The 24,757-nt window shown below is 44.0% G+C and carries 28 protein-coding genes; 10 read left to right on the forward strand and 18 right to left on the reverse strand.

From position 1 onward, the window contains the following. Nucleotides 1-78 precede the first annotated feature (78 nt). Genes sseA through CSH92_RS09195 form a run of 6 tightly spaced genes read left to right on the forward strand, consistent with a single transcriptional unit; the run spans nucleotide 79 to nucleotide 4,524 of the window. Nucleotides 79-933 carry a 3-mercaptopyruvate sulfurtransferase gene (gene sseA / locus CSH92_RS09170; protein ID WP_100657292.1) on the forward strand — a complete coding sequence of 285 codons (855 nt, stop codon included), beginning with the start codon at nucleotides 79-81 and terminating at the stop codon, nucleotides 931-933. After that, complete coding sequence (gene cobB / locus CSH92_RS09175) at nucleotides 930-1,643, forward strand: Sir2 family NAD+-dependent deacetylase (protein ID WP_100657293.1); 714 nt, start codon at nucleotides 930-932, stop codon at nucleotides 1,641-1,643. The genes sseA and cobB overlap by 4 nt, the downstream gene beginning before the upstream one ends. Continuing rightward, complete coding sequence (locus CSH92_RS09180; RefSeq protein WP_100657294.1) at nucleotides 1,640-2,299, forward strand: LysE family translocator; 660 nt, start codon at nucleotides 1,640-1,642, stop codon at nucleotides 2,297-2,299. The genes cobB and CSH92_RS09180 overlap by 4 nt, the downstream gene beginning before the upstream one ends. A gap of 40 nt (nucleotides 2,300-2,339) precedes the next feature. Then, nucleotides 2,340-3,083 (forward strand): DUF2189 domain-containing protein, encoded by a 744-nt coding sequence (locus CSH92_RS09185; protein WP_100657295.1) that lies wholly within the window; start codon nucleotides 2,340-2,342, stop codon nucleotides 3,081-3,083. A 14-nt stretch (nucleotides 3,084-3,097) separates the two neighbouring features. Beyond that, complete coding sequence (locus CSH92_RS09190) at nucleotides 3,098-3,886, forward strand: glucosaminidase domain-containing protein (protein WP_100657296.1); 789 nt, start codon at nucleotides 3,098-3,100, stop codon at nucleotides 3,884-3,886. Beyond that, complete coding sequence (locus CSH92_RS09195) at nucleotides 3,883-4,524, forward strand: DUF2987 domain-containing protein (protein ID WP_100657297.1); 642 nt, start codon at nucleotides 3,883-3,885, stop codon at nucleotides 4,522-4,524. The genes CSH92_RS09190 and CSH92_RS09195 overlap by 4 nt, the downstream gene beginning before the upstream one ends. Nucleotides 4,525-4,527: 3 nt before the next feature. Here the strand turns inward: CSH92_RS09195 and rssA are convergent, their stop codons facing one another. The 12 genes from rssA to ccoN all read right to left on the reverse strand — a co-directional run bounded on the left by rssA (nucleotide 4,528) and on the right by ccoN (nucleotide 15,290). Then, nucleotides 4,528-5,427, reverse strand: a complete 900-nt coding sequence (gene rssA / locus CSH92_RS09200; RefSeq protein WP_100657298.1) for a patatin-like phospholipase RssA — start codon at nucleotides 5,425-5,427, stop codon at nucleotides 4,528-4,530. A gap of 18 nt (nucleotides 5,428-5,445) precedes the next feature. Continuing rightward, a complete protein-coding gene (ttcA, locus tag CSH92_RS09205) occupies nucleotides 5,446-6,357 on the reverse strand; it encodes a tRNA 2-thiocytidine(32) synthetase TtcA (RefSeq protein ID WP_100657299.1) in 912 nt (303 codons plus the stop codon). Between the two features lie 103 nt (nucleotides 6,358-6,460). Beyond that, on the reverse strand, nucleotides 6,461-7,390 hold the full coding sequence (gene uspE, locus CSH92_RS09210) for a universal stress protein UspE (protein WP_100657300.1): 930 nt from the start codon (nucleotides 7,388-7,390) through the stop codon (nucleotides 6,461-6,463). Nucleotides 7,391-7,490: 100 nt separating this feature from the next. After that, on the reverse strand, nucleotides 7,491-8,240 hold the full coding sequence (fnr, locus tag CSH92_RS09215) for a fumarate/nitrate reduction transcriptional regulator Fnr (protein WP_100657301.1): 750 nt from the start codon (nucleotides 8,238-8,240) through the stop codon (nucleotides 7,491-7,493). A gap of 30 nt (nucleotides 8,241-8,270) precedes the next feature. Next, complete coding sequence (locus tag CSH92_RS09220) at nucleotides 8,271-8,942, reverse strand: sulfite exporter TauE/SafE family protein (protein ID WP_100657302.1); 672 nt, start codon at nucleotides 8,940-8,942, stop codon at nucleotides 8,271-8,273. Beyond that, a complete protein-coding gene (gene ccoS / locus CSH92_RS09225) occupies nucleotides 8,935-9,138 on the reverse strand; it encodes a cbb3-type cytochrome oxidase assembly protein CcoS (protein ID WP_100657303.1) in 204 nt (67 codons plus the stop codon). Before ccoS ends, CSH92_RS09220 begins: the two co-directional genes overlap by 8 nt. A gap of 1 nt (nucleotide 9,139) precedes the next feature. Next, nucleotides 9,140-11,605, reverse strand: coding sequence for a heavy metal translocating P-type ATPase (locus tag CSH92_RS09230; RefSeq protein WP_100657304.1), 2,466 nt, complete (start codon nucleotides 11,603-11,605; stop codon nucleotides 9,140-9,142). Continuing rightward, nucleotides 11,545-12,039 carry a FixH family protein gene (locus CSH92_RS09235; RefSeq protein WP_100657305.1) on the reverse strand — a complete coding sequence of 165 codons (495 nt, stop codon included), beginning with the start codon at nucleotides 12,037-12,039 and terminating at the stop codon, nucleotides 11,545-11,547. Before CSH92_RS09235 ends, CSH92_RS09230 begins: the two co-directional genes overlap by 61 nt. Before the next feature lie 65 nt (nucleotides 12,040-12,104). Continuing rightward, a complete protein-coding gene (ccoP, locus tag CSH92_RS09240) occupies nucleotides 12,105-13,055 on the reverse strand; it encodes a cytochrome-c oxidase, cbb3-type subunit III (RefSeq protein ID WP_100657306.1) in 951 nt (316 codons plus the stop codon). Further along, nucleotides 13,052-13,237, reverse strand: a complete 186-nt coding sequence (locus tag CSH92_RS09245) for a cbb3-type cytochrome oxidase subunit 3 (protein ID WP_100657307.1) — start codon at nucleotides 13,235-13,237, stop codon at nucleotides 13,052-13,054. Before CSH92_RS09245 ends, ccoP begins: the two co-directional genes overlap by 4 nt. Nucleotides 13,238-13,239: 2 nt before the next feature. Beyond that, nucleotides 13,240-13,845: a cytochrome-c oxidase, cbb3-type subunit II gene (ccoO, locus tag CSH92_RS09250; protein ID WP_100657308.1), complete on the reverse strand. Its 606-nt coding sequence runs from the start codon at nucleotides 13,843-13,845 to the stop codon at nucleotides 13,240-13,242. A gap of 11 nt (nucleotides 13,846-13,856) precedes the next feature. Next, nucleotides 13,857-15,290: a cytochrome-c oxidase, cbb3-type subunit I gene (ccoN, locus tag CSH92_RS09255; RefSeq protein ID WP_100657309.1), complete on the reverse strand. Its 1,434-nt coding sequence runs from the start codon at nucleotides 15,288-15,290 to the stop codon at nucleotides 13,857-13,859. Between the two features lie 401 nt (nucleotides 15,291-15,691). Here ccoN and CSH92_RS17055 point away from each other — a divergent pair, with 401 nt between their 5' ends. After that, nucleotides 15,692-15,952, forward strand: coding sequence for a hypothetical protein (locus CSH92_RS17055; protein ID WP_124916942.1), 261 nt, complete (start codon nucleotides 15,692-15,694; stop codon nucleotides 15,950-15,952). A 2-nt stretch (nucleotides 15,953-15,954) separates the two neighbouring features. Here CSH92_RS17055 and bfr (CSH92_RS09265) read toward each other — a convergent pair whose 3' ends face one another. The 6 genes from bfr (CSH92_RS09265) to CSH92_RS09295 form a co-directional block, all read right to left on the reverse strand. After that, entirely contained in the window at nucleotides 15,955-16,422 is a 468-nt protein-coding gene (gene bfr, locus CSH92_RS09265; RefSeq protein ID WP_100657311.1) for a bacterioferritin, read from the reverse strand. Nucleotide 16,423: 1 nt separating this feature from the next. Beyond that, nucleotides 16,424-16,900 carry a bacterioferritin gene (gene bfr, locus CSH92_RS09270; protein ID WP_100657312.1) on the reverse strand — a complete coding sequence of 159 codons (477 nt, stop codon included), beginning with the start codon at nucleotides 16,898-16,900 and terminating at the stop codon, nucleotides 16,424-16,426. Between the two features lie 140 nt (nucleotides 16,901-17,040). Next, the gene (locus CSH92_RS09275; RefSeq protein WP_100657313.1) at nucleotides 17,041-18,615 is read right to left on the reverse strand and encodes a cation:proton antiporter family protein; all 1,575 of its coding nucleotides are present in this window, start codon (nucleotides 18,613-18,615) and stop codon (nucleotides 17,041-17,043) included. Between the two features lie 95 nt (nucleotides 18,616-18,710). Next, nucleotides 18,711-19,091 carry a hypothetical protein gene (locus CSH92_RS09280; RefSeq protein WP_240612766.1) on the reverse strand — a complete coding sequence of 127 codons (381 nt, stop codon included), beginning with the start codon at nucleotides 19,089-19,091 and terminating at the stop codon, nucleotides 18,711-18,713. A 473-nt stretch (nucleotides 19,092-19,564) separates the two neighbouring features. Continuing rightward, complete coding sequence (locus CSH92_RS09290) at nucleotides 19,565-20,005, reverse strand: alpha/beta fold hydrolase (RefSeq protein WP_164084700.1); 441 nt, start codon at nucleotides 20,003-20,005, stop codon at nucleotides 19,565-19,567. A 132-nt stretch (nucleotides 20,006-20,137) separates the two neighbouring features. Continuing rightward, complete coding sequence (locus CSH92_RS09295) at nucleotides 20,138-21,604, reverse strand: flavin-containing monooxygenase (protein ID WP_100657316.1); 1,467 nt, start codon at nucleotides 21,602-21,604, stop codon at nucleotides 20,138-20,140. Between the two features lie 102 nt (nucleotides 21,605-21,706). On the opposite strand from CSH92_RS09295, the gene CSH92_RS09300 reads away from it, so the two are divergent. From CSH92_RS09300 to CSH92_RS09310, 3 genes are read left to right on the forward strand one after another with little or no spacing between them, the layout of a single operon-like run. Further along, the gene (locus tag CSH92_RS09300; RefSeq protein ID WP_100657317.1) at nucleotides 21,707-23,347 is read left to right on the forward strand and encodes an FMN-binding glutamate synthase family protein; all 1,641 of its coding nucleotides are present in this window, start codon (nucleotides 21,707-21,709) and stop codon (nucleotides 23,345-23,347) included. A 12-nt stretch (nucleotides 23,348-23,359) separates the two neighbouring features. Beyond that, the gene (locus CSH92_RS09305; protein ID WP_164084701.1) at nucleotides 23,360-23,728 is read left to right on the forward strand and encodes a VOC family protein; all 369 of its coding nucleotides are present in this window, start codon (nucleotides 23,360-23,362) and stop codon (nucleotides 23,726-23,728) included. A gap of 3 nt (nucleotides 23,729-23,731) precedes the next feature. Next, on the forward strand, nucleotides 23,732-24,736 hold the full coding sequence (locus CSH92_RS09310) for a Gfo/Idh/MocA family protein (RefSeq protein WP_100657318.1): 1,005 nt from the start codon (nucleotides 23,732-23,734) through the stop codon (nucleotides 24,734-24,736). Nucleotides 24,737-24,757 lie beyond the last annotated feature (21 nt).

The raw sequence follows: 24,757 nt of genomic DNA on the forward strand, positions 1-24,757 counted from the left end.
TATTGGGGTTAATAGACAGCATTGGTTTTTTAATGGGAGTTAATGAATAATAGCGAGAAAAGTTAATACGAAGGTCCTATGCAGCAAGATAAACCACCGTTACTTGTGTCTGTTAATTGGTTGCAGTCGCGCTTAAATGAGAGCGGCATTGTGATCCTATACACCCGTATTGCGAACATTCAAACCGGAGAATTAGAGCCTAGCAAAGGTAAATATATTCCTGGCGCAAGACTATTCGATTTTGAAGCGGATTTTGTTGATCTTGGTTCTACCTTGCCACATACAATGCCGAGTTCTGAGAGCTTTGTGGAGCGTGCCAGAGCGCTTGGTATCAATGCCAATGATCATCTCATTGTTTATGACTCTCAAGGATTATATGCAGCTCCGCGCGTGTGGTGGATGTTCAAATCTATGGGGCATAATAAAATTAGTATACTTAAGGGAGGCTTGCCCGCTTGGCTGCAGGCTGGCTTATTAACCGTTGACCAACCCGCAAGAACTAAACGACAAGGAACATTTGACGGTCAACTGATTTCGTCAGCTTGGGCCAGTTGTGAAGACGTACAAGCAGCACTGCGCCAAAAAAGCGCGATGGTTATCGATGCGCGCAGTCACGATCGGTTTAGTGGGAAAGAGAAAGAACCACGTCAGGGGGTTCGTCAGGGGCACATGCCAGGAGCACTAAACATCCCTTTCACCGACACCCAGCGAAAGGGTGAGTTATTGGAAGCCGATGAGTTGCATGCTTTATTTAGTCAAGTGGGTCTGCAAAGTGATCAGCCGATGATTTTTACCTGCGGTTCTGGGGTAACTGCGTGTTGTCTGGCCTTTGCAGCTGCATCAATAGGCTATATGCAGCTGTCAATTTATGATGGGTCATGGAATGAGTGGGGGAGACGAGTTGATCTACCTATTGAGACGAGTACGGTATGAACAATAAAGTGGTAATTCTCACTGGTGCTGGAATTTCAGCGGAATCAGGCCTGCGCACCTTTAGGGATAATAATGGACTATGGGAAAACCATCGCTTAGAAGATGTTGCCACACCAGACGCTTTTTCGCGTGACCCAGGTTTGGTTTATCGGTTTTATAATCAACGAAGACAACAATTACTTGAGCCATCTATAAAGCCAAATACGGCTCACAATGCTTTGGCTGATTTGGAACAATTGTTGGCAGATGATTTTATGTTGATCACACAAAATGTTGATAATTTGCATGAGCGTGCAGGTTCTCAGCGGGTGTTGCATATGCATGGTGAATTGATGTCTGCTAGATGTTGTGCAAGTGGGCAGCGTTTTTATACAGACAATGATATCAATGCAGATTCGCGTTGCCGGTGCTGTAAGCCTGCCTCTAGGCTGCGGCCCGACATCGTTTGGTTTGGTGAAATTCCTATGCATATGCCAGCTATCGAGCGCGCTATTCAGCAAGCAGACTGGTTTGTTAGTATTGGTACTTCAGGGCATGTGTACCCTGCAGCAGGTTTCGTCGAAATGGCTAAATATGCGGGTGCCAAGACCGTTGAACTTAACTTAGAAGCCGGTCAGAATAACCAATGGTTTGACATTCAAATTCACGGGCCTGCCTCAGTAATAGTTCCTCAATTTATCAACGAAGTATTTATGGGTAATCAGCCTTGAGCGAAATTTTGCAAACTTACTGGTTAGAGTTTCTTACCATTGCCTCGGTCCACTTAATAGCGGTTGCGAGCCCAGGTCCTGATTTTGCCATCGTGGTTAAAAATAGCGTACGGTATGGACGCAAAGCCGCTTATGCCACAAGCATTGGCATTGGGTTAGCTATTCTGATCCATGTCGCTTATTCACTTCTAGGTCTAAGTTTGTTGATTAAAACAACGCCTTGGTTGTATCGAGTTTTCAGCTATGCGGCAGCTGCATACCTTTTATGGTTAGCTTGGGGCGCGATCCGTGCTAAGGCCGAACCAGCCAAACCTGTTGTCGAAGGAGTAGTAAGCGAAGATCGTAGCGAATCGATTAGTTGGCGAGGCGCCTTTTGGCAAGGATTCTTGACTAATGGCCTCAATCCAAAAGCAACCCTGTTTTTCATGTCGTTGTTCACTGTGGTGATCAGTACACAAACTCCAATTAGCGTTAAACTTGGTTATGGAATTTATCTCAGTGTCGCGACCGGGGCCTGGTTTATCTTATTATCTTTTTTGTTAGGGACTAGCAAAGTGTTGGCTTTTATTGGCAACAAGGGCTACTTGTTAGACCGAGCGATGGGAATATTACTAATTATCCTTGCATCTAACTTATTGCTCTTCCAACCAATATGATATTCTATCAAGCATAATTGTTTTCGTTTTAGACCTATTGATGCAACCAGAAAAACCGCAAGATATTTATCAGTCTTCTCGCGTGCAGAAAGCACTTGCGGGCGAATTGTCAATTGATTCGCTCGCTATTTTTAGACAAGCCAATGAGTTGACAAAAAGTAATTTCAGTACCTTCGCACTCGCTGGGTTGATAGTTGTTAGTATCCTATTCGGTGTGGTCTTCTTATTACTCGCAGTGATGGAAGTTCCGTTAGAAAACTTTATGGCAATGACACAAACCCAATCAGCAATTGTCGACATTGTTCTTATTTTGGTTATATCACCGCTTATGGCTGGCTTGATGATGATGGGCATAAATGCTGCCAGGCAAAGACGGGTTGAAACCAGTGATCTTTTTAGTTGGCTATCCATAACAATAGTACTAGCGTTAGGGTCGCTGATTGCTTCAATCATGGTGCAAATTGGTATGGTGTTATTTGTGCTGCCAGGGATTTATCTTGGTATTGTGACAACATTTACACTGCCGCTAATTGCCGATAAAAAGTTAACTGCGATTAGTGCGATTATGCTTTCTGTGCGTGTTTGCAGTAAGTACCTCATTCAAATGGCTTTGTTTTTTATTATTTCAGTGGCTTTGTTTGTTTTCGCTATGTTTACTTTTGGGATTGCACTTATATGGGTTTTTCCGCTGTATTTTAACGCTAAAGGAATACTCTACGACGAATTATTCGGAAGTGATGATATGCCGAGCGTTGACGCGCAGGTAACAACATTTAATGCTTAGAGCTTGAGGTAATTATGTCAATTAAACAGGTGCTATGGTGGTTAGTTGTCGCTGGAATCGTTGGGTTTTCATTCTTATATCCGTTTGTCAAAAAGCCCATGCCATTAGTGCCAGAACCACCCATTACCCCGCGTGAAAGCGCAGTGGCTATGCCAGATTTTTCCCAGTATGAACAAGTCAGTGATAAAAAGTCTGCATTTTTTTCATACTTGATGCCTGAGGTGGAACGCCAGAATGAATATATCATTGGTCTACGCTTAAAAATAAAAGCGATGGCTGATGAATTTGCCCAAAATAGACAGTTATCGCCAGCAGATATCTCGCGATTACATTGGCTAACTAAAGAATACAAAGTAGACCCTAACCTGGATATCGCTGATCAACTCGCTTTACTGTTGCGACGCGTTGATGTGATACCAGCCGATCTAGTTCTCGTTCAAGCTGCTAACGAGAGCGCGTGGGGAACATCGCGGTTTGCTAGAAAGGGATATAACTTTTTTGGATTGTGGTGCTTTAGACCCAATTGTGGTTTTGTTCCGCGACAGCGCAACGATGGAGCGATTCATGAAGTAGCGAAATTTCGCAATGTAGCTCATGCGACATACACATATATGCGTAACTTAAACCGTCACGATGCATATAAATCACTGCGCGACATTCGCTATCGGCTGCGCCAAAATCAGCTGCCAATTACGGGTGAAGCCTTAAGTGAAGGATTGATGCAATATTCTGAACGGGGCGAAGATTACATCGAAGAATTGCAACAAATGATCAAAGTGAATAGGGAATATTTGTCGTCATGAAATACAAATGGATCGCGGTACCATTAATTTCAGTTTGGATTAATCCAGTGGCAACTGCTGAGACTATTGAGGTTGAATACAAAGGCTTTTACAGCCATGTAAAGAAACTCACAGGAGAGGATACTCAGGCGTTGCAATTTGCCTTTGGGTTTCAGCACAACACAGAAAACAGACTGTGCGAATTATCTGCGGCCAAAATTGTTACGCAGAAACAATCTATCGATTTGGTAATAACAGCTGAAAATCGGTTTACTGTGCCTTCAGAACGCGCGTTGAATATGGCCGGAGCGAAGCTTGAAATAGAAACAACGGATAAGGCGAACCAATGCGACATGTCTGTGCAGTTGGAAACTAAGCCCGAGTACTTAAAATACTACTATAGCCACGACGAGCTTCAATTTATTTACGATCAATACGCTGCTTTTTTCAATGAAATGGGTAGTTTCCTGTCGTTCATGATGCCCCATGTTGACGGGCTAACGTTTCATTTTGCCGACCACGAAATGGACCGAGAATTGAAAGACGCACCAGCAATCGTCAATGGTATTTTGCAGTTACCGGGAAGCTGGTTAGGAGAGCAAGAGGCGTTGGCTCTGCCAGTTAAACCTCTCCGAATTACTGCGCGTACGCACCGTTAATTATCAATGGTTCATATTCAGTTGATAGCGAATTTGCTCGGCTAGACGTTGTACACTCTCTTCGCCGCGTTGAGCAAGCTCACCAGCGCGGTGAAACTCAAGCAATCCTACATCACGTAATTGCGGCTCAATAAGAATGTCTGGCGGATCTCCCGCGAGTCGTGAACGTGTTACTCTCGCCTGCAATATTTCTAATGAGCTACTCATAACGCCCATTATTCCTGGCATCGATTTTTTTTCTTCTTTAGGGCCTGGGGAAAACCATTGACGCAACAGTGATGGTTTTGAATTGAGAAACTCATCTGTTTTGCGTTGGATTTTCTCATGTTCAATACTGTTTTGTTCTAATACTTGTGGGCGAAAATCGGCACTAAGATTAGCAGCAATAACGAAATCAGCACCGAGTTGGCGACACAAGTTAACTGGCACAGGATTGACCACAGCACCATCCACCAGATATCGCTCTCCATGCTCAACCGGTGCAAATAAGCCAGGAATTGCACATGACGCGCGGATACTGTCGCCGATTTCACCAGAATTAAAAACCACTTCGCGACCACTGTATAAATCTGTCGCCACTGCAGCAAAAGGCTTGTTCATTAACTCAAATGATTCTGCACACAAATCGTCTGCAAGTTTATCGAATACCTTTTGACCAGAAGCAATCCCACCCCGTCGGATCCCAACGCCTAGCAATGCAAATACCTGCCACTCAGTCAATGAACTGGCCCATTCTTCTAATTCAAGTAATTTACCGCTCGCATAAGCCGCGCCAACATATGCACCGATAGAACAGCCTGCGACGATATCTATATTGATACCCATTTTTTCTAAGGCTTTGATGATCCCAATATGAGTCCATCCGCGAGCGGCGCCAGCACCAAGTGCGAGGCCAATTTTCATAATTACAATCCCTTACCGTTAACTCAGTGAAATTATTTGCGGCTTGTCATTATCGTCATTTGGTGTTTCGATGAAACTAGGTTGATCAAATCCTGTATCGCCATCTATGACAGGCTCGTTGGTTGTCGAAACGTTCTTAAAATCATACAGCTGGCTATCTGCCAAGTGTGAGGGGACAACATTTTGCATTGCTCTGAACATAGATTCAATGCGCCCAGGGAAGCGACGGTTCCAATCTTGCAGCATGAGCTTTATATTTTTACGTTGCAAATTTTCCTGTGAGCCGCATAGGTTACACGGAATTATGGGGAAGTTGACTGCGTCGCTGTAGCGTTGAATATCTTTCTCTGTGCAATAAGCGAGTGGGCGAATAACAATGTGTTCACCATTGTCACTGACAAGTTTTGGTGGCATTGCTTTTAATTTACCGCCATGAAACATATTAAGAAACAAGGTTTCAAGCATATCGTCACGATGATGCCCCAATGCTATCTTCGTTGCACCTATCTCTTTAGCCGTTCGATACAAAATGCCGCGGCGTAAGCGTGAACACAATGAGCACGTCGTTTTCCCTTCGGGTATCTTTTCGGTAACAATACTGTAGGTATCTTCTTCGACAATTAAATAATTAATACCTAATTCACTCAGATAATTGGGCAATACATGCTCAGGAAAACCCGGCTGCTTTTGATCTAGATTAACTGCGGTAATGCTAAAGTTAATAGGCGCAATGCCACGTAGGAACATCAGTATATCCAGCATGGTATAGCTATCTTTGCCGCCAGAAAGGCATACCATGATGTGATCACCATCCTCTATCATATTAAAATCAGCAATCGCCTTACCGACATTTCGACGCAGTCGCTTTTGCAATTTATTAATATTGTACTGATGCTTACTATCAGCTTTACTGGTGACGCTTGAATTCATGGCTGGCTTACGATTAAAACAACAAAGCCGTATTGTAATCGTTATGGCATGAGTAAAAAACCATGAACCTAAGTTTTTACCCAACTAATTTTTGGCGCCTTTTCTAGCCATGTACGGGGCTATTGAAGCCTAATGGCTTGATGGCCAGAACATCACAATTAAGCCGATCAATCACTTGTTCTGCAGTATTGCCTATCAGCGCAGCTGATAACCCTGCACGCCCGACGGTACCAATAACAACAAGCTCAGCATCCAAGGATGCTGCTTGTTTGGGTACTGCGACTTCTGGGAGTCCCTGAATTACGTGGCACTGAGCGATTGGAATATCATTAGTGGAAGCAAACTTATGCATTTCATTTTGATGATGACGTTTCACGTTTTCATTGTATCCGTGGGGATCAAATTCAGGCATCTCAATCGCTAAATTGACTATGGTTCCTGGAAAGGCATTTACCAGGTGTAGTGTTGCATCTAGGGTATTGGTGCATGCTTTAGCACATTCAACCACTTGTTGATTTAACTTCGCGTGCACCTCATCTTCAGTACCAACATTTATACTGGCAAGCACATTACCATTCACTGGCCATGCATGTTGCTTGACCATCAGCACAGGAGTAGGGCACTTACGTAATATGTGCCAATCTGTCGGAGTGAATATCAAGGCAGCAAAATCATCGTGACTGGAGGCAGCTTTGAGTACTAAGTCGGCTTTAACCTCTATTGCAGTGCGAATTACTGACTCATAAAGGGACTTATCCCAAACAACAGACGCATGCGCTGTTACCCCACTTGGAACGTACTCGGAAATTAACGACTGTAACCATTCTTCGCGATCAGCTAAGACAGCTCGACGCATGGCATCACGTTCATCCAATGAAAGCATGGTGGTCAATTCATAGGATAAGTCATAAATACACAGAAAAGCGGTGATCTTAGCGCCAGTCTTGGTGGCAAGCTCAACCGCGCGTGCTAGCGCGATTTGACTTTCTAGTTCCGGATCGACAACCACAAACAAATGTTGATAGTCTTGCATAGCGTATTTCCAAAGATGACTTTAATCAAAGTGTAACGGGTCAATGAAAATACGCTAGTGCACTCTGTTGAGTTAGATCAAAGGACTCTAAGAATAGGGCTTACTTTTCGATTGCACAGGTAGGAATTTCGGTAGTGTGGAGCTTTTCTTCCATCTTCTTAAAATCTAAGACCGTGATCAGTTTGCCGTCAACAGCGATAATCCCTTCTTTTTGAAATCGGGTTAACAACCGGCTAATAGTTTCAACCGTCAAGCCCAAATAATTGCCAATTTCATTGCGTGTCATAGTGAGATTGAATTGCTTAGGTGAAAATCCTCGCTCTTCAAAACGCTTAGATAAGTGCGCAATAAAATGCATTAACCTTTCTTCAGCTGTACGCTTATTCAACAACATCATTTGCTCATGATCATGTTTTATTTCAGCGCTCATAAAGCTCAAGATCTGTTTGCGAAGCTTGGGGAATTTAGCTGACATTTCATCTAGAGTGTCGTAGGGAAGCTCACAAACCATGGCAGTCTCTAACGCCTGACAATAACTTGAGTGGCGGTTATCACGCAACGCATCAAAGCCGATAATGTCGCCAGGAAAATGAAAACCAATGACTTGCTCTTCACCATCAGCATCACTGATAAAAGATTTAAATGACCCAGACCTCACGGCGTACAGCGATTGAAAATGATCGCCGGCTTGGATCAACCTATCGTTCTTGTGGAGGGGCTTTTTACGTTCGATAATTTCATCCAGCGAACCCATTTCTTCTTCATTCAGAGACACCGGCAAACACAGGTGACTAAAACTACAGGTTTGGCAGTGTATCGAAAGGTCGCTACGACCTAATTTATTGTGCATGAATGCACCTTTGGATTGCTAAAATTACCTTCACGTTATAAGCGTTACACCCTTAAAAATCAAGTATAACCCATACCCTAGCAATAATATTGCAATCACTGTACGCATGGCGTTTGAACGTGCTAGCTGTGCAAACTGAGTTGCCCCCATGCTGACAGCAAACATGATCGGCAATGTACCTAATCCGAAGAACAACATTACCAAAAGACCGCTTATAGGCTCTCCCGACGCCATACTCCAACTTAATGTTGAGTATACTAATCCACAGGGTAACCAACCCCATACAGTACCGTATAAAAAGGCATGGAACGGATGCTTAAATGGAATGAGTGACTTTGACAAGGGCTGTATATGTCTCCACAGCCTGCCGCCGTGACGTTCAAAGTAGTGCAATAGACTGAACCAACTTGCTATGTGCCCACCAAGTAGGATTAACATTACGCCGCTCAATACTGTTAGCAGAGACACCCCGTTGATGAGACTGGAATGGCTTATGATAGCCCCCAATAAGCCAGCGCATAGACCTGCAATTGCATAACTGAATATGCGTCCAAGATGGTATGCACAAGCGTATATCCATGGCTTTCCATCCGCCGGAACAGCTGACTGTAAAGCGACGGTTATTCCTCCACACATCCCTATGCAGTGCACACCGCCAGCGATGCCAATTAAAAAGGCAGTCGCAAGGCTAATTTCAATCACGACGGTTTTCTAATTCCTGTTGTCGAGCTTTTGCTAAGGACTTTTCTTCAGGCGGCAAATCATCATCAAATAAAATGCTATAACCCTGGCGATCGAGATCATCGAACTGGTTGCTTTTCACGGCCCAAAAAAATACCGCAATGGCAATAGCAACAATAATGATAGCGATAGGGATTAGAACATAAATGATACTCATTTTAACCTGCTTTATTCCGAAGTAAGCGAGTGGAGTTTACTACTACAATTATTGAACTCAAAGACATACCCAAAGCAGCCATCCAAGGGGCTAAAACGCCAGAAACTGCAAACGGTAAGATCAGCAAATTATAACCTAATGACCACGCCATGTTTTGCTTGATCGTTCTTTGCGTTTGTCGAGCGACATCAATCAACTCAGGTATGATTGAGATGCTTTCATTGAGGAGCACTACATCGGCAGAACTTTTGGCGAGGTCTGATGCATTACCCACCGCAATAGAAATATCGGCCTTGGCTAATACCGGAGCATCATTAACACCGTCACCTACCATCATTACTGAATGTCCTTGTGCTTGGTAGCGCTCTACAAACGATAGTTTTTGCTGCGGAGATTGTTGTGCATGACACTGCTTGATCCCAAGGGCTCCAGCGACCAATTCAACATTGGCTTGGGTATCACCACTGAGCAACACTTTGTCAAATGGGATGCGTTGAAGAGTAGTTGCCACATTCTCTTTCAGCGTATCGTTTAACCAAAAAATCGCAATTAAACCTTCATCTGTCGTCAACCAGACATTCGCGGTATCGATATCCGCAATAGATTGATAATCCTTCGCGTTAGACACATGCTCAGTAACAAATGAGCGGCTACCTATTCGGTAAGTTCGACCATCAATAGTTCCTTGGATCCCTTGACCTATTGTAATCGAGATATCAGACGCTGAATGCGATGGCATGCCAGCAAACGCTTGGGCAATGGGATGTTCAGAACGAGATTCTAATGTTGCTGCAATTATCAAAGGTTCTAGACCAGAGTAAGCAGGGGCTATCCATTGTTTATGAATAGAGAATTCGCCTTCGGTAAGGGTACCTGTTTTATCTAAAATTACGGTATCCAGCGTATTAATTTGTTCTAGAGCGTCAGCTCGCTTCAACACGACACCCGCTTTATTCAACCGCGCCATCGCGCACGTAAGTGCAGAGGGGGTTGCCAATCCCAATGCGCAAGGGCAGGTAGCCACTAATACTGCGATGGTAATCCAGAAAGCTTCGTCGTTGCCTATCCAAGTCCAAAAACCAAAGGTCAACGCAGAAATAATCAGTACTGCGGTAACAAAAAAGCGCGAAAAACGATCCGCAATATGAGCAATCCGAGGTTTGGTGGCAAGTGCAGCTTCTTGCATCAGGACAATTTGATTGACTAACGCATCTTTTAACTTACTTGTAACGCGAATGCTAAGACTACCACTTTGATTCACTGTGCCGCCGTAAACTTGAGAATTAACAACCTTGTAAGCGGGTTCAAATTCTCCGTTTAACATTGATTCATTGACTTGGCTCTCGCCATCGATAACGATGCCATCGACAGGAATAACTTCACCGGGTTTAACCAAAACAATTTGTTCAGGGACCAGTAGCTTTGCTAATACAGAATGTTGCGAATTACCTTCAAGGAGGGTTGCTGAAACCGGCATATATTGCAACATGTTAGCTGAGATCATTGCCGCTTTATGGCGAGCTCGATGCTCAAGAAAACGACTGAGCAAAAGAAAAAAGACAAACATGCATATAGACTCAAAATACACATCTCCCACTTCAAGAATAGTCGCTTTGATCCCAGCAATATAAGTACCAAATATAGCTAGCGTTACGGGGACATCCATATTAACGCTACGCATAGCAAGAGCCTTAGCCGCACTAATATAAAAAATGCTACCAGAATACAGTACGACTGGCGTGGTTAAGACTAAGCTAACCCAATAGAAATATTGCCGGGTTTCATGATCGATGTTGCCAAATAAGTCGAAATAAAGTCCGGTCATAAGCATCATTACTTGCATGGTCATGATCCCAGCTAGACCGACTTTCTTTAGCAATGATTTTTGCTCAGCATGAAAAAGTGCTTCATGTTTGTCGGGCTGAAATGGAGACGCGCGGTAACCAATCTTTTGGAAATTAGCAATGATGCTGCTTAGGGAAATGAACGTGGGATCCCAATCTACTAATGCTCGTCGTGTTGAGACGTTTACAGAGATTTGAATTATCCCTTTGGTTTTGGCCATTTGTTTTTCGATTAACCATCCACAAGCGGCACAATTAATACCTTCCACTGTTAACTGAATTTGTTTAGTGTCACGATTGTCGTGAACAAATTCTTCTTGTACATCGGGTTCATCAAATAACGCTAATTTGTCGAGCGTTTGGGTAAACACCTCGTCGCCCTTAGCCGCTGGCTCTGTGCGTATCGTATAATAATCTTCAAGCCCATTATCTACGATCGATTGCGCAACGGTCTGACATCCAGGACAACACATCGCCTGGCTTTCGCCTGCGATTACAACGGTGTATTTCTCACCTTCGAAATTAGGTAGCCCGCAATGGAAGCAGGGCGTATGCGCGTTACTCAAGGGGCAAACCGTATTGGCTTCGACTGAGGTAATGCCAGCACTTGCTGAAGCTTCCATGATTCATCCAATGGTAACAACGTTACTCGCCATTTCCCATCCAGTGCTTGTTCAGTAAAACCACGGTATACACCGTTAGCATCTGCAGCTAATAATACATTGATATCACGATCCTTCAGGGTCACGTGATAAAGAGACAATTGAAGAGCTACATTTGAACGAGGTGTGCCAGAAATGAATCGCAATGCAATAGCGCCATCGGAAGAAAAACTTAACTCAGTCACGATATTCAAGTCTTTCGCAGTTTGGATTTTATCCAAACGTGCATTGATGGCTCTTCCTTCTTTATAGTAATCATCGACTACAAGACTATCCGTGGTGTTGGTGGCTAAATGAAGAACGATGAAGCCGACAATAAATGAAGAAAGTGGTACGGCAATCAAAAACCATGGCCAGAATTGCTTGTACCACGGCTTTACTTTCGATTCGGTCATTACTAATTAAAATCCTATATAAAAAAGCCCCGCGTAAACGGGGCTATGATGACACTTATTACGCACTAATTCGATAAGCTATAAACGTACGTTGCAACAACGTGAATCTTATCTTCGCCTAAGGTTTTAGCAAAAGAAGGCATCATCCCGTTACGTCCGTAATTTAAGGTTTCAGTAACTGCACGCTCGCTTCCACCATACAACCAAATGTTGTCGGTCAGATTGGGCGCACCAAGCATTTGATTGCCTTTCCCGTCCATGCCATGACACGCAGCACAAGCAGCGAAACGCACTTTACCAGCATCTTTTAGCGATTGATCGACTTCGCGACCACTTAGACTCAACGTATAGGCTACAATTTCCTTAATACCTTGCTCACCAAAAGGTGCTAACCAGCCAGGCATTGCGCCTTGACGGCCGTTGATTAGCGTTTCCTTAATTTTATCGCCACTACCACCATACAACCAATCGTCATCGGTTAGATTAGGAAAGCCGCCATTTTGGCCACGGGCATCAGAGCCATGGCACTGTGAGCAGTTTTGTAAGAATAGGCGCTGACCAACTTTTACCGCTTCTTCGTTCTTTACCAACTCTTCTACTGGTACTTTTGCATATTCAGCAAAAATGGGGTCGAAGCGCTCATTGGCGAACTTAATTTCACGATCATATTGGACTAGCGCATTGTTCTCAATTGCCGCTTGTTGTTTCGCTTTTGATTCTTCTAAAGTTAAGACGCCTTGGTTAGAGCTCGTCCAACCTAATAAGCCTTTATAACTGCCTAGACCAGGGTAGAGTACTAAATACACGAGGCCCCAAACGATTACGATATAGAAAAGAATCGTCCACCATTTCGGTAAGGGGTTGTTGATCTCCTCAATACCATCAAATTCGTGGCCCATACTTTCGCCTTCAGGCACCCCTGTTTGGTTGGATAAACACCAACGCAATAAAAGGTAACAACCGAATATCAAACCCAGTGTGATTACCGAAATCCAAATTGTCCAAAACATGCTCATGAGTTTTCAGACTCCTGTGTCTTATTTTTTGTGTTCTTGTGGTTTTCTTCATCGGCAAACACTAGGTTTGCAGCCTCGTCAAATTTCTTCTTGTTGCGACTACTAAACGCCCACAAGACTACGCCGATGAAGGAAACGAATACGATGACAGTAAAGATGCTGCCGATTACACCTTGATCCATAACTATTTCAAATGTGTTCCAAGCGATTGAAGGTATGCAATAAGCGCTTCCATTTCAGTTTTACCCTGAACGGCAGCTTTTGCGCCGGCAATATCTTCATCGGTGTACGGAACACCCAAATTTTTGAAGATTTGCAATTTCTTACCCGTTTCCTCGCCAGTAAGCACGGTGTCCTGTAGCCATGGATAGCCAGGCATATTAGACTCTGGAACCACATCACGCGGATTGATCAAATGAACTCGGTGCCACTCATCACTGTAGCGACCGCCCACGCGCGCCAAATCAGGCCCCGTACGTTTAGACCCCCACAGGAAGGGGCGCTCCCAAACAGATTCACCAGCCACTGAATAGTGACCATAACGTTCAGTTTCAGCACGGAATGGACGGATCATCTGACTGTGGCAGCCATAACAGCCTTCACGGATGTATATATCTCGTCCTTCCATTTCTAATGCAGTGTAAGGGCGCAAGCCTGTCACTGGCTCCATAGTTTGTTGTTGAAACATTAGCGGCGTGATTTGCACCATCGCACCAAAACTGATCGCCACTAAAATTAGAACGGTTAAAAGTCCAACGTTCTTTTCAATTATCTCATGTGGATTAGCCATTTTCTTACTCCTTACGCTGCTTGACTAGCAGGCTCTTGGCCAATGCTTTCTTTAGGGGCACGAATGGTCATGTAGGCATTGTAAGCCATGATAAGCATACCGATTACAATGAACACACCACCTAAGAAACGAACAACATAGAACGGCTTAGAAGCTTCTAGTGACTCAACAAAGCTGTATGTCAGAGTACCGTCGGCGTTGACTGCACGCCACATAAGTCCTTGCAGTACGCCCGAAATCCACATTGCTACGATGTACAACACAACACCAATGGTTGTTAACCAGAAATGGACATTAATCAATTTGGTCGAATACATGCCGCGTTGACCAAACAGAACTGGGATCAAGTGATAGATCGAACCAATGGATACCATAGCAACCCAACCTAACGCACCGGAATGAACGTGACCGACAGTCCAGTCAGTGTAATGCGATAGCGCATTAACCGTTTTGATACTCATCATGGGTCCTTCAAAAGTCGACATGCCGTAGAAAGACAACGAGACTATGAGGAAGCGTAGTACTGGATCTGTGCGCAGTTTATGCCACGCTCCTGAGAGTGTCATGATCCCGTTGATCATTCCACCCCACGAAGGTACGAACAGAATCAATGACATCACCATACCTAACGACTGGGTCCAGTCGGGCAGAGCAGTGTAGTGTAAGTGGTGAGGACCGGCCCAGATATAGAGTGAGATAAGGGCCCAAAAATGTACGATAGAAAGGCGGTAACTATAGACTGGGCGACCGGCCTGTTTCGGAACGAAATAATACATCATGCCCAAAAAGCCAGCTGTCAGAAAGAAACCTACCGCGTTATGCCCGTACCACCACTGCATCATAGCATCTACGGCACCAGCATAAATAGAATAAGACTTAGTGAAAGATAGTGGGATTGCCATACTGTTACCAATATGAAGCACCGCTACTGTCAACATAAACGCGCCTAAAAACCAGTTAGCAACATAAATATGAGACGTCCGTCGAATCACCAGGGTGCCAAAAAAGTTAATAATGTAGGCAACCCAGACCAAAGCAATAAGGATGTCAATTGGCCACTCAAGTTCAGCATACTCTTTACCACCAGTAATTCCCAAGGGCAGCGTAATCACTGCACTTACAATTACTGCTTGCCAACCCCAGAATGTGAAGGCTGCGAGCTTGTCGCTGAACAGGCGTACCTGACACGTACGTTGTACGATGTAATAGGATGTAGCAAATAGTGCACACCCACCGAAGGCAAAAATTACGGCATTGGTGTGTAGCGGACGCAATCGAGAGTAGGTTAACCACGGGAGGTCAAAGTTTAATGCGGGTGCGAACAACTGCGCCGCAATCAAAACTCCAACGGTCATCCCAATGATACCCCAGATGATTGTCATCACGGTAAATTGCCGAACTACTTTATAATTGTAATCTGGCTGTGCTTGGCTGATTTCACTCATTTGACGGATCTTCCACTGCAATTTAAAAAAGTGTATTCACTGTGTCCTTGGCAGTTTTTGCTTTATTTATAGCCACCAAGTGGTTTTTGACCTTGCGATAATAATGCTTTTAAATACATAAAGATACCTAAAGCACATTTCCGTTGATCTCGGTCAATAAACGCAAGCTAAACGTTAAGAACAGGTTAAAAAGTCGTTACATGTCGCTGCAAAAACATACAGTCAGTTGGGTTTTCATTACTTTTCTGATTATGACATTTATATTCATAAAATTTGCCATACTCACAAGTGAGGAAACCTCGAATCTCAGTCAGATAAATATAGCACCTACTGCGAATTGCATCATTCAGAATAATGTTTGTACTTGGACGCATAACGAACAAAAATTCGAATTTACCTTTGTGTCGTCGCCTGCAGTCGAAGAAGAGACGCTTTTTCGTCTCGTATCTGATCAGCCATTATCAATCTCACGCGCTTGGGTTGAAGGTATCAACATGTACATGGGCAAAACGCCAGTGCTCGCGAATACAGTCAATGAGAATTCTTTTTCTGGTGTGTTTTTTCTTGGGAGCTGTAACCAAGCACAGATGCGCTGGTTATTGGTCATCGAGGTAGCAGGAAAGCTGGAGCCAATGAAACTCCAGTTTTCCACTCAACAGTAGGGTTAAATTTGCGATTGTAGATAATTAGGTAAACCTAAGCGTTTAATTAAACCCAATTGCTGCTCTAACCAATAAGCATGATCCATTTCTGTATCGTCTAAAAGTGTTAATAAAACATCACGGGTGACAAAATCTTCTTCACTCTCTGCCAAAGCAATGACTTCACGTAACTTTTCTGCTACTTCGTATTCGACACGTAAATCACTTTCAAGCATTTCTGGTACATCTTTACCAACTTTAAAGCCAACACGGGTTTGCATATCAGGAACGCCCTCAAGAAAGAGAATGCGTTCAATCAATTTAGTCGCATGACCGCGCTCATCATCGAATTCGTGATTAATGCGCTCGTATAACTTGTTGAGTCCCCAATCTTGATACATTTGAGAATGGATAAAATACTGATCCATTGCCGCTAATTCATATCCGAGTAGGGCATTTAGACCTGCAATCACATTAGATTTACCTTGCATTTTATTCCTCCTCTATCACTTGGGTTTGCAGATAGTTTTCAATGCCCAGTGAACTTATTTGGTACTGTTGAGTTTCTAACCAATCAACATACTCTTCTTCATATTCGAGTATTTCTTCAAGCACATCTCGACTCACGTAGTCTTGCTTCTCTTCACACAAGGCGATAGCGCGCTTAAGAACCGGTATTTGCTCCAGCTCAAAATCCATATCACACTGCATCATTTCGGTGGTTTCTTCGCCGATGTATAATTTTCCGAGTCTTTGTAAATTCGGTAGTCCTTCTAAAAACAAAATGCGTTCGATTAGCTCATCGGCTTGCTTCATATCTTTAATCGATTTCTTGTAAGCCGCGTCGTTGAGTCGCTTGAGACCCCAGTTTTTATACATGCGGGCATGTAGAAAGTATTGATTAATGGACGTTAGCTCGCTGGTAAGAACTTCATTTAAAACGGCAATAACCTTGCTGTCCCCTCGCATAGGATCTCCACTCGATTGATTATTTTTTTCAGTATAGACTCAAACACCAATAAAATCACATTTTTCTTTTAAAAACATATAGATACAAAGTGATAACGATTATCAATTAGGCTTCTATTCCTATTTGTATCAACGCGGTATTAGGAATGTCCAGGGTCGACAAATTCCAGACTTTCTTCAGCGAAGCCAAGACCTGCCTCTTTAAAAAAGTTGAAAACTTTATCTACACCACTTTGTTGCAGCAGCGGAACTTCATCTTCGTAGCGAGCAATGGCCGCAATTTTTCCACTGAAATTAACGCTTTTGAGTTGTTGCGCGATATTAATCGCATCTTCAATCGATGGTAAAGCTAGCATAACCAACTGCACGTTACTGATGTCCAAACATTCCCACAAATCGGCATCTTCGCCATCGCCATTAATTACCTGTAATCCTTGTTGCTGCAATTTGTGGATTTTGTTTTGATCGGCATCCATTCCCCATACTTCATCTCCAACAAGCTTAGACAGTGAAGAAAACGCCCCCATTCCCACTCGTCCCATACCAACAATCAAGAACCTACCGTTATCCATTACGGGGTACAGATCCTCTGGCAGCCGACGTGACTTTTCCCAGCGCTTCAACCACACATTATAACGACCATAAATAGTGTGCGCTGAGCGATAGGCAATGCTGGTCATCACAAAAGACAATGATACCGCAAGGGCGATGATCACCAGCCAATCGGTAGACATTAAACCTAATGAAACTGCTACCGCTGCCACAATCAAACCAAACTCGCTATAGTTTGACATTACTAAGCCGGTTAGAAAACTGGTGCGCGCACGCAACCGCAAAGTGCTTAAGAGTGCGTAAAACAACAAGTATTTTAACGGTAGCAATAGGGCGATCCCTAAGGCTAGCAAGAACATATCAAAAGAAGGCAGGGCGGTTAGACCGATGCTAATAAAGAATCCAATCAAAAAGAGATCTTTGAAGCTGAGCAAAGCTTTTACCATTTCCGCAGATTTAGCATGACTTGCTAGTAACAAGCCCATTACCAAAGCACCTAAGTCTCCCTTCACTCCAACTAATTCAAAAAGTTGATAACCACCTAAAGCAAATATCAAACCGGTCAGTGGCAGTAATTCACCGTGACCAGATGCATTCACCACACGGCCAAGAATTCTGCGAAATGGAATTAACAAAACCAACGCGAGGGCCCAAATTTCTGGCAATTCCCCGGTCGCAACAACCAGAAATACAACCGCAAAAATATCCTGCATAACCAGGATACCCATGGCAACTTTGCCGTGTCGGGTTTTACTTTCACCATTTTCTTCCAGTACTTTCATGACACAGACCGTGCTGGAAAAACTCAACGCGAAAACAATTAACGCTGTGGTGCTTAGACTGATATCAACAATATATTGCAAGCCTGAATATGAGAGCATGATCAGCAACACACCTGCCAATGCCATCCACAAACCGGTATGGACAACACTACCTAACCATACTTCGCGCTTAGCCAAGTCTTGCATATTGAGTTTTAGACCGATCGTAAACAACATAATCGTAATACCGAGTGCAGCAATCTGATCAATCGTCGCGTTACTTTGAAAACCGAGAGCATGGAGAATAAAGCCCGCAGCTAAGTAACCGACTAGCGGTGGAATACCTAATTGTTTAACGCCTAATCCGCAGATAAACGCGAACAGCAGCAAAATGTACTCCATACCTGAATGGCTCCTTATTGGAAGAGTAAAGAATAGGTAATGCAATAATAAGAGTGTGGTAAAAAAAGCAAGTCGTTGCAATAGGCAACATTGGCTCAGTGTTTGTCTTTCAAACGTTCAGACAAAGCATTCAGCTCCATTAGCAACGCATTTTCTTTAATGCGCAGAGCGCCTAGTTCAAAAGTAATCTCTGCCTCACGCTGTTTGACTTGCTCATAGGTCATGTCGCGCGTAGCAAGAGGTGTCGTTGTTCCTGTGTGTCGGGGGGCAGGCGCGGTCGTCCGAGCTTCCTGCTCACGCTTAACCTTATTTCTTTCTGCACGATCGATAAGTTCCAACTTGTCCGCAAAACGAGCCAACGCGACTCGATTGATATTTATCCCGAGTTCATGGCATTGTTCTAATGTTTTATCGTACTGACGATAGTTGTTAGCGCGTATTAAGCGTTTAACTAAATCGACCTTGTCGTCCTTCACCCGGTTCACTCGTGCATAAATCTTGACCGATGAGGTTATATCGGCCGTTTGCGCTGAAAATTCAGTTGTTTATATCCTGTTTATATGGTGCTGTACAGCATAAGCGGTTCGTTTTGGCGCCTCTAGCATAGGCATGTGACCCAGGTCGTGCCAAACATGAACCGTGCATCCAAGTGCCTTTTGCCACGGTGTAGCGCCACTAACATCGATCAGGTCATCCTTTGCCCCCCATATGATGAGGCTTGGACAACTTATTGTGCAGATTGATTGGGCTAACTGCGCGTTATCACGGTTAAAATCCTGGTAGATTTTGGCAAGTTCAAGCCTTCGTGCTATGTAATCATCAGCAGTCGAATCCTGCACTATACGCGGGAAATAGGGCGGGCGAGCCATTACCATTGTGTAAAAACGCTGAAAGTCAGCACGACTTTCCATTAGAAACGGGTTTTGACCCAGCGCAAGCATTCCTGCCATTAGCTCGGTTTGGGAGTGGCTATCCCAGCGGGGTCAATAACAGTTAATGAGAGTACTTGCTCTTGGTAATGGCTTGCTATATGAGCTGCAATCATCCCCCCCATTGAATTACCCACTGCATGGGCGTGTTCATGGCCTAACATTTTCATCATAGAACAAACTCGCTGGGCTTGGGCGTCAATGCCATAATCCAGCTCAAGCACGTATCCAGTTTCGCCATGACCGGCCAGATCAGGGATAACGACAAAATAGTCATGCGTAAAATGTCTTGCAAACCGCAGCCATACGGCATGATCAGCACTGAATCCATGGAGCAACAGCAACATGGGCTTTGAATTGTCTACGGATACCCAAACATGATGGATACAATCATCGACACGTATTGTTCGTTGCGTTAACCCGTAGACCCTAGCTTCGATATTACTTGACCATCGGTACAAAAGACGCCCTAAACGAGGATACGTATACCAATAGGCGAAAGCGAGTAAGACAAGAAGAAAAATCAAGATAACCATCTGTTTATTATATATTTCCTGTTCGTATTTATACTTTATTCAGGTTATGCGTAACCGCTAACTTATGAGTTTATGGTGAATAACTTTAAATCGTTTAGTTAATCTACGATAAGTGAAACTAAAACCAGGGAACATCGCTGTCACTTTTCCGCTGATACTCTTATACCATGAATGACATCCACCGGTTTGCCACACTGTATTCGCCATCTCTTTATGGATCATCGCGGTATAATTTGCTTCAGCCTCAGGAGTTACACAGATGCCTCTGGCATCATTCTGTTGGGCATACTGAATGGCGTCGAATATATAATTCATCTGCGATTCAATAATGAACAATGCTGAGGTGTGTCCTATGCCCGTATTAGGTCCTGTAACGAGAAAGAAATTGGGGCATTGCGGCACACATGTTCCCAGATAGGCTCGTGGGTATTCATGCCAAAATTCTTGTAACGTTTGACCACCTTTACCAATAACAGGGTACGGAACTAGGCCATCAGTTGCATCAAAACCAGTGGCATAAATGATCACATCCGTTGCAAGAACATCACCACGTACCGTTTTTATTGCATTCGGCATGATCTCGTTGATGCCATTCGTACGGTCATATAATTGGGAGTTCGGATGCGCGATAGCTGGGTAATAGCTGCTTGATACAATGACACGCTTACATCCGATGGTGAAGTCAGGCGTTAGTTTTTGGCGCAGTTGAGGATCACGGATTTGCTTTCTAAGATGCTTAAGTGCTGGCCGTTTGCCAATAATATCTAACATTTTACGGGAATACTTAAAACCTAGAATACGGATCTCTAGTAGCCAGTATATTGCCACGCGCATCAGTTTGTAGATCCATCCGATGTTAAGTAGTTTTCTTTGCCATTTTGAAAACTGTATATCCCACCGAGGTAAGACCCAATGCGGCGTACGCTGGAACACATATAAGCAATCAACGTCGTCAACAATGGCAGGTATCACCTGAGCAGCACTCGCTCCGCTGCCAATAATCGCCACTTTTTTATTCTTTAAATCAACAGAATGCTCCCAATCATTGGTATGAAATGTAGGTCCAGCAAACGTTTCTTGCCCGGGAAAATTGGGGATAACAGGCATACTTAATGGTCCCGACGCATTTATCACGTATTGGGCATATAAGGTTTCACTCTCATTAACTGTCACTTCCCAAACGCAACGATCTTCGAGCCATTTGAGTTGTGAGACATTGGCTGAGCAGAGAGTCTTTTTTTGAAGTTGATAGCGTGTGTATATGTAGTCTGTATAAGCAGCAAGCTCCTGCTGCTCAGCAAACATACGCGACCAATCATAGGGCTCAAAGGATAGGCTATACAGCAATGATTGCACGTCAACAGCGGCACCAGGATAAGTGTTTTGCTTCCAGGTACCACCGGTAAAACTGCGTCGTTCGAGAATGACGAAGTCGCTTATTTTATGACGTAAAAGATGAATGGCTGCGGTTTGTCCACCGAATCCACTGCCTATCACCACAGCAGTTAAAACATTTGATTCCAAGTCAACGATACCTCATTAGATTTCAGTAATACTCTACTCAGCCTCTTGAATAGATGCTATACCTTTAAGCTAATTCAAAAAAATTACTCAGACAGAGGAATGATGGAACGCCAGAGTATTTTTATTTTGCTCACACTTTTGGGAATCACTCTGCTGGTCAGTGTTTGGTTTGGCCCATTATATTGGTCGATTATTATTCTAGCGGCGTTGCTGGCGCTAGCAGTCTATGACCGTTTTCAATATAAACATTCAATCTTACGCAATTACCCACTAATTGGTCGATTTCGCTGGTTTATTGAGAAACTACGTCCTTTTATCCAGCAATATGTAATTGAACCAGACACAGGGGGAGCGCCAATTGAACGAATGTTCCGAAATATCGTGTACCAACGCGCTAAGCGCAGTCGCGAAACGATCCCGTTTGGCACGCAAATCGACACTTATCGCGATGGTTATGAGTGGATTGGCCACTCTCTTTCTGCGCGTGATGTGGAAAAACTCGACTGTTCTCCACGAGTGGAAATTGGCGGCAAAGACTGCAAACAACCTTATTCTGCAAGTATCTTAAATATATCAGCAATGAGTTTTGGTTCGCTAAGCCAAAATGCAATCCGAGCGCTAAATAAGGGCGCTGCAACCGGCGGTTTTTACCATAATACCGGGGAGGGAGGGTTAAGTCCTTACCATTTGGAGCATGGCGGCGATATCGTGTGGCAAATCGGTACCGGTTACTTTGGCTGTCGCGCAAGTGATGGCACCTTCGATCCTGAACAGTTCGCCGACAATGCAAATAAGCCACAAGTCAAAATGATTGAACTCAAACTTTCTCAAGGAGCTAAGCCAGGTCATGGGGGGATTTTGCCAGCGCACAAGAATACACCTGAGATAGCTAAAATTCGTGGCGTGGAACCCTACACTCAAGTAGACAGCCCAGCGCGGCATAGCGCATTTAAAACTCCGTTAGAATTGCTTCAATTTATTGCTAAATTGCGTGAATTATCGGGTGGTAAACCCGTCGGTTTCAAGTTGGCGTTAGGCCGACGCAGTGAGTTTGTGGCCATTTGTAAAGCGATGCTAGATACCGGTATCAAACCGGATTTTATTACTGTCGATGGCGGTGAAGGGGGAACAGGCGCTGCGCCACTAGAATATTCCAATTCAATAGGTACGCCATTAAAAGAAGCCTTAGCTTTTGTCGATGACATATTGACCGGCTATGGGCTGCGTAATGATATTCGGCTTATCGCATCAGGAAAGATCATCACGGGTTTTCATTTAATTAAACACTTGGCTCTCGGTGCAGACTTATGCAATAGCGCCCGCGGTATGATGCTCGCGTTAGGCTGCGTTCAATCGCTATCGTGCAATACCAATGAATGTCCAACAGGTGTTGCAACACAGGATCCTAAGTTAGCAAAAGGATTGGTGGTAAAAGATAAGGCAGAAAGAGTATTTTCTTTTCACCAAAAAACCATGCATGTTGTTGCTGATATGTTGTCATCTACCGGCCATAAGCATCCAAGTGAATTGAACCGCACCCATATCTTTCGCCGGGTAAACCAAGAAACAGTTAAACGCTACGATCAAATTTACCCAATCATTGCCCCCGGGACTTTTTTACAGGAACAAATCCCCGAAAGATATCGCATTGATATAGAAGAAGCCAAGGCCAGTACGTTTATGCCGCGAGTACAACTCACTAGTGTCGAGGACGAAAAGTTAATCCCTGTGTCAAACATATAGGAATCAATGCTTATGACCAAACAAACGATTGGTAGTATGGGGTGGTTAGACGTGACTGTTGAAAATGCCACCGAAGTAAAAGACTTTTACACACAAGTTGTTGGCTGGGAAGCTGAAGGGCTCTCCATGGGAGATTATGAAGACTATATGATGAAAGCTGCTGGTGAGAGTATCGCAGGCATTTGTCATAAAAGGGGCAGTAACGCCCAAATGCCATCTCACTGGATCCCGTATTTTGTCATAGCGGATTTAGCTGTTGCATTACAAAACGTTAAGGAGCTTGGAGGCGTTCAATTGTCTCCGGTGCGCAGCTATGGCGATAGCTCCTTCGCCATTATTAAAGATCCCGCCGGCGCGGTCTGTGCGCTTTACCAAGAGTAAAACATGTTAACTAATACTTTGCATTGGGGGATTATTGGCTGTGGTCATATCGCTCATACATTTATGACCAGTAACGCTGCAGTCAAGCATTCCGAAGTGGTCGCTTGTGCAGCTCGTGATTGGGGCAGGGCACAGACCTTCGCCGAGCACTATTCTATACCCAAAGCTTCCGGCGATTATACCGACTTAATCAATAACCCAAATGTACATGCCATCTATGTTGCGACGACACACAACACACATTACTCAGTAGTAGCGGAATGTATAAAAGCAGGCAAGGCGGTGTTATGTGAAAAACCGTTAACCGTCAATGCCAAGCAAACAGAAAACCTTTTTGCGCTGGCTAAGCAACATAACATTCTCTTAGTCGAGGCCGTTTGGATGCGTTTTTTACCGGCAATACATGCGTTAGCAGAACATATCCGACAAGGCATTATTGGTGAGGTTTGTGCTATCCACGCTAACTTTTCTTTTAATGGTGAGTTTGCGCCTTCGCATCGATTACAGAATCCTAACACCGCCGGAGGCGCTCTCTTAGATCTGGGAATATATCCTTTACACTTCGCGGATTTAATTTACGCAACACTACCCGATAAAATTACCAGTCAAGTACGCTTTTCTGAAACGGGGGTCGATGCCAGTAATTATATCGTTGCTGAGTATGGGGCAAAACGACACGCGATCTTGTCATCTAGTTTTGTTAATCATACACCTACGCATGCGACCATCACTGGGAGCAATGGGATTATTGAAGTCCCAAATTTTCTAGCAGCACAAAGCTACCAAACAGCAATCGGAGAACACCAACAAACCTTCTCTAAACCCTTTGTAGAGCAACAAAATTTCACCGCTGAGATTGCAGAGTTCAAGCAGTGTTTAGAAAGCGGTCGTACTGAATGTCCGTCGGTTCCCAGCGCTAGCACCATTCGTGTGATGCGCACTATGGATACTCTACGCGCACAATGGGGGCTCCGCTACTCAAACACCATTGAAACGACAGAATTATAAGCAAGCCAGCGGACCCCAAAA

This window comes from Neoalteromonas flava (assembly GCF_002807685.1).
In the GTDB taxonomy this organism is placed as follows: domain Bacteria; phylum Pseudomonadota; class Gammaproteobacteria; order Enterobacterales; family Alteromonadaceae; genus Alteromonas_E; species Alteromonas_E flava.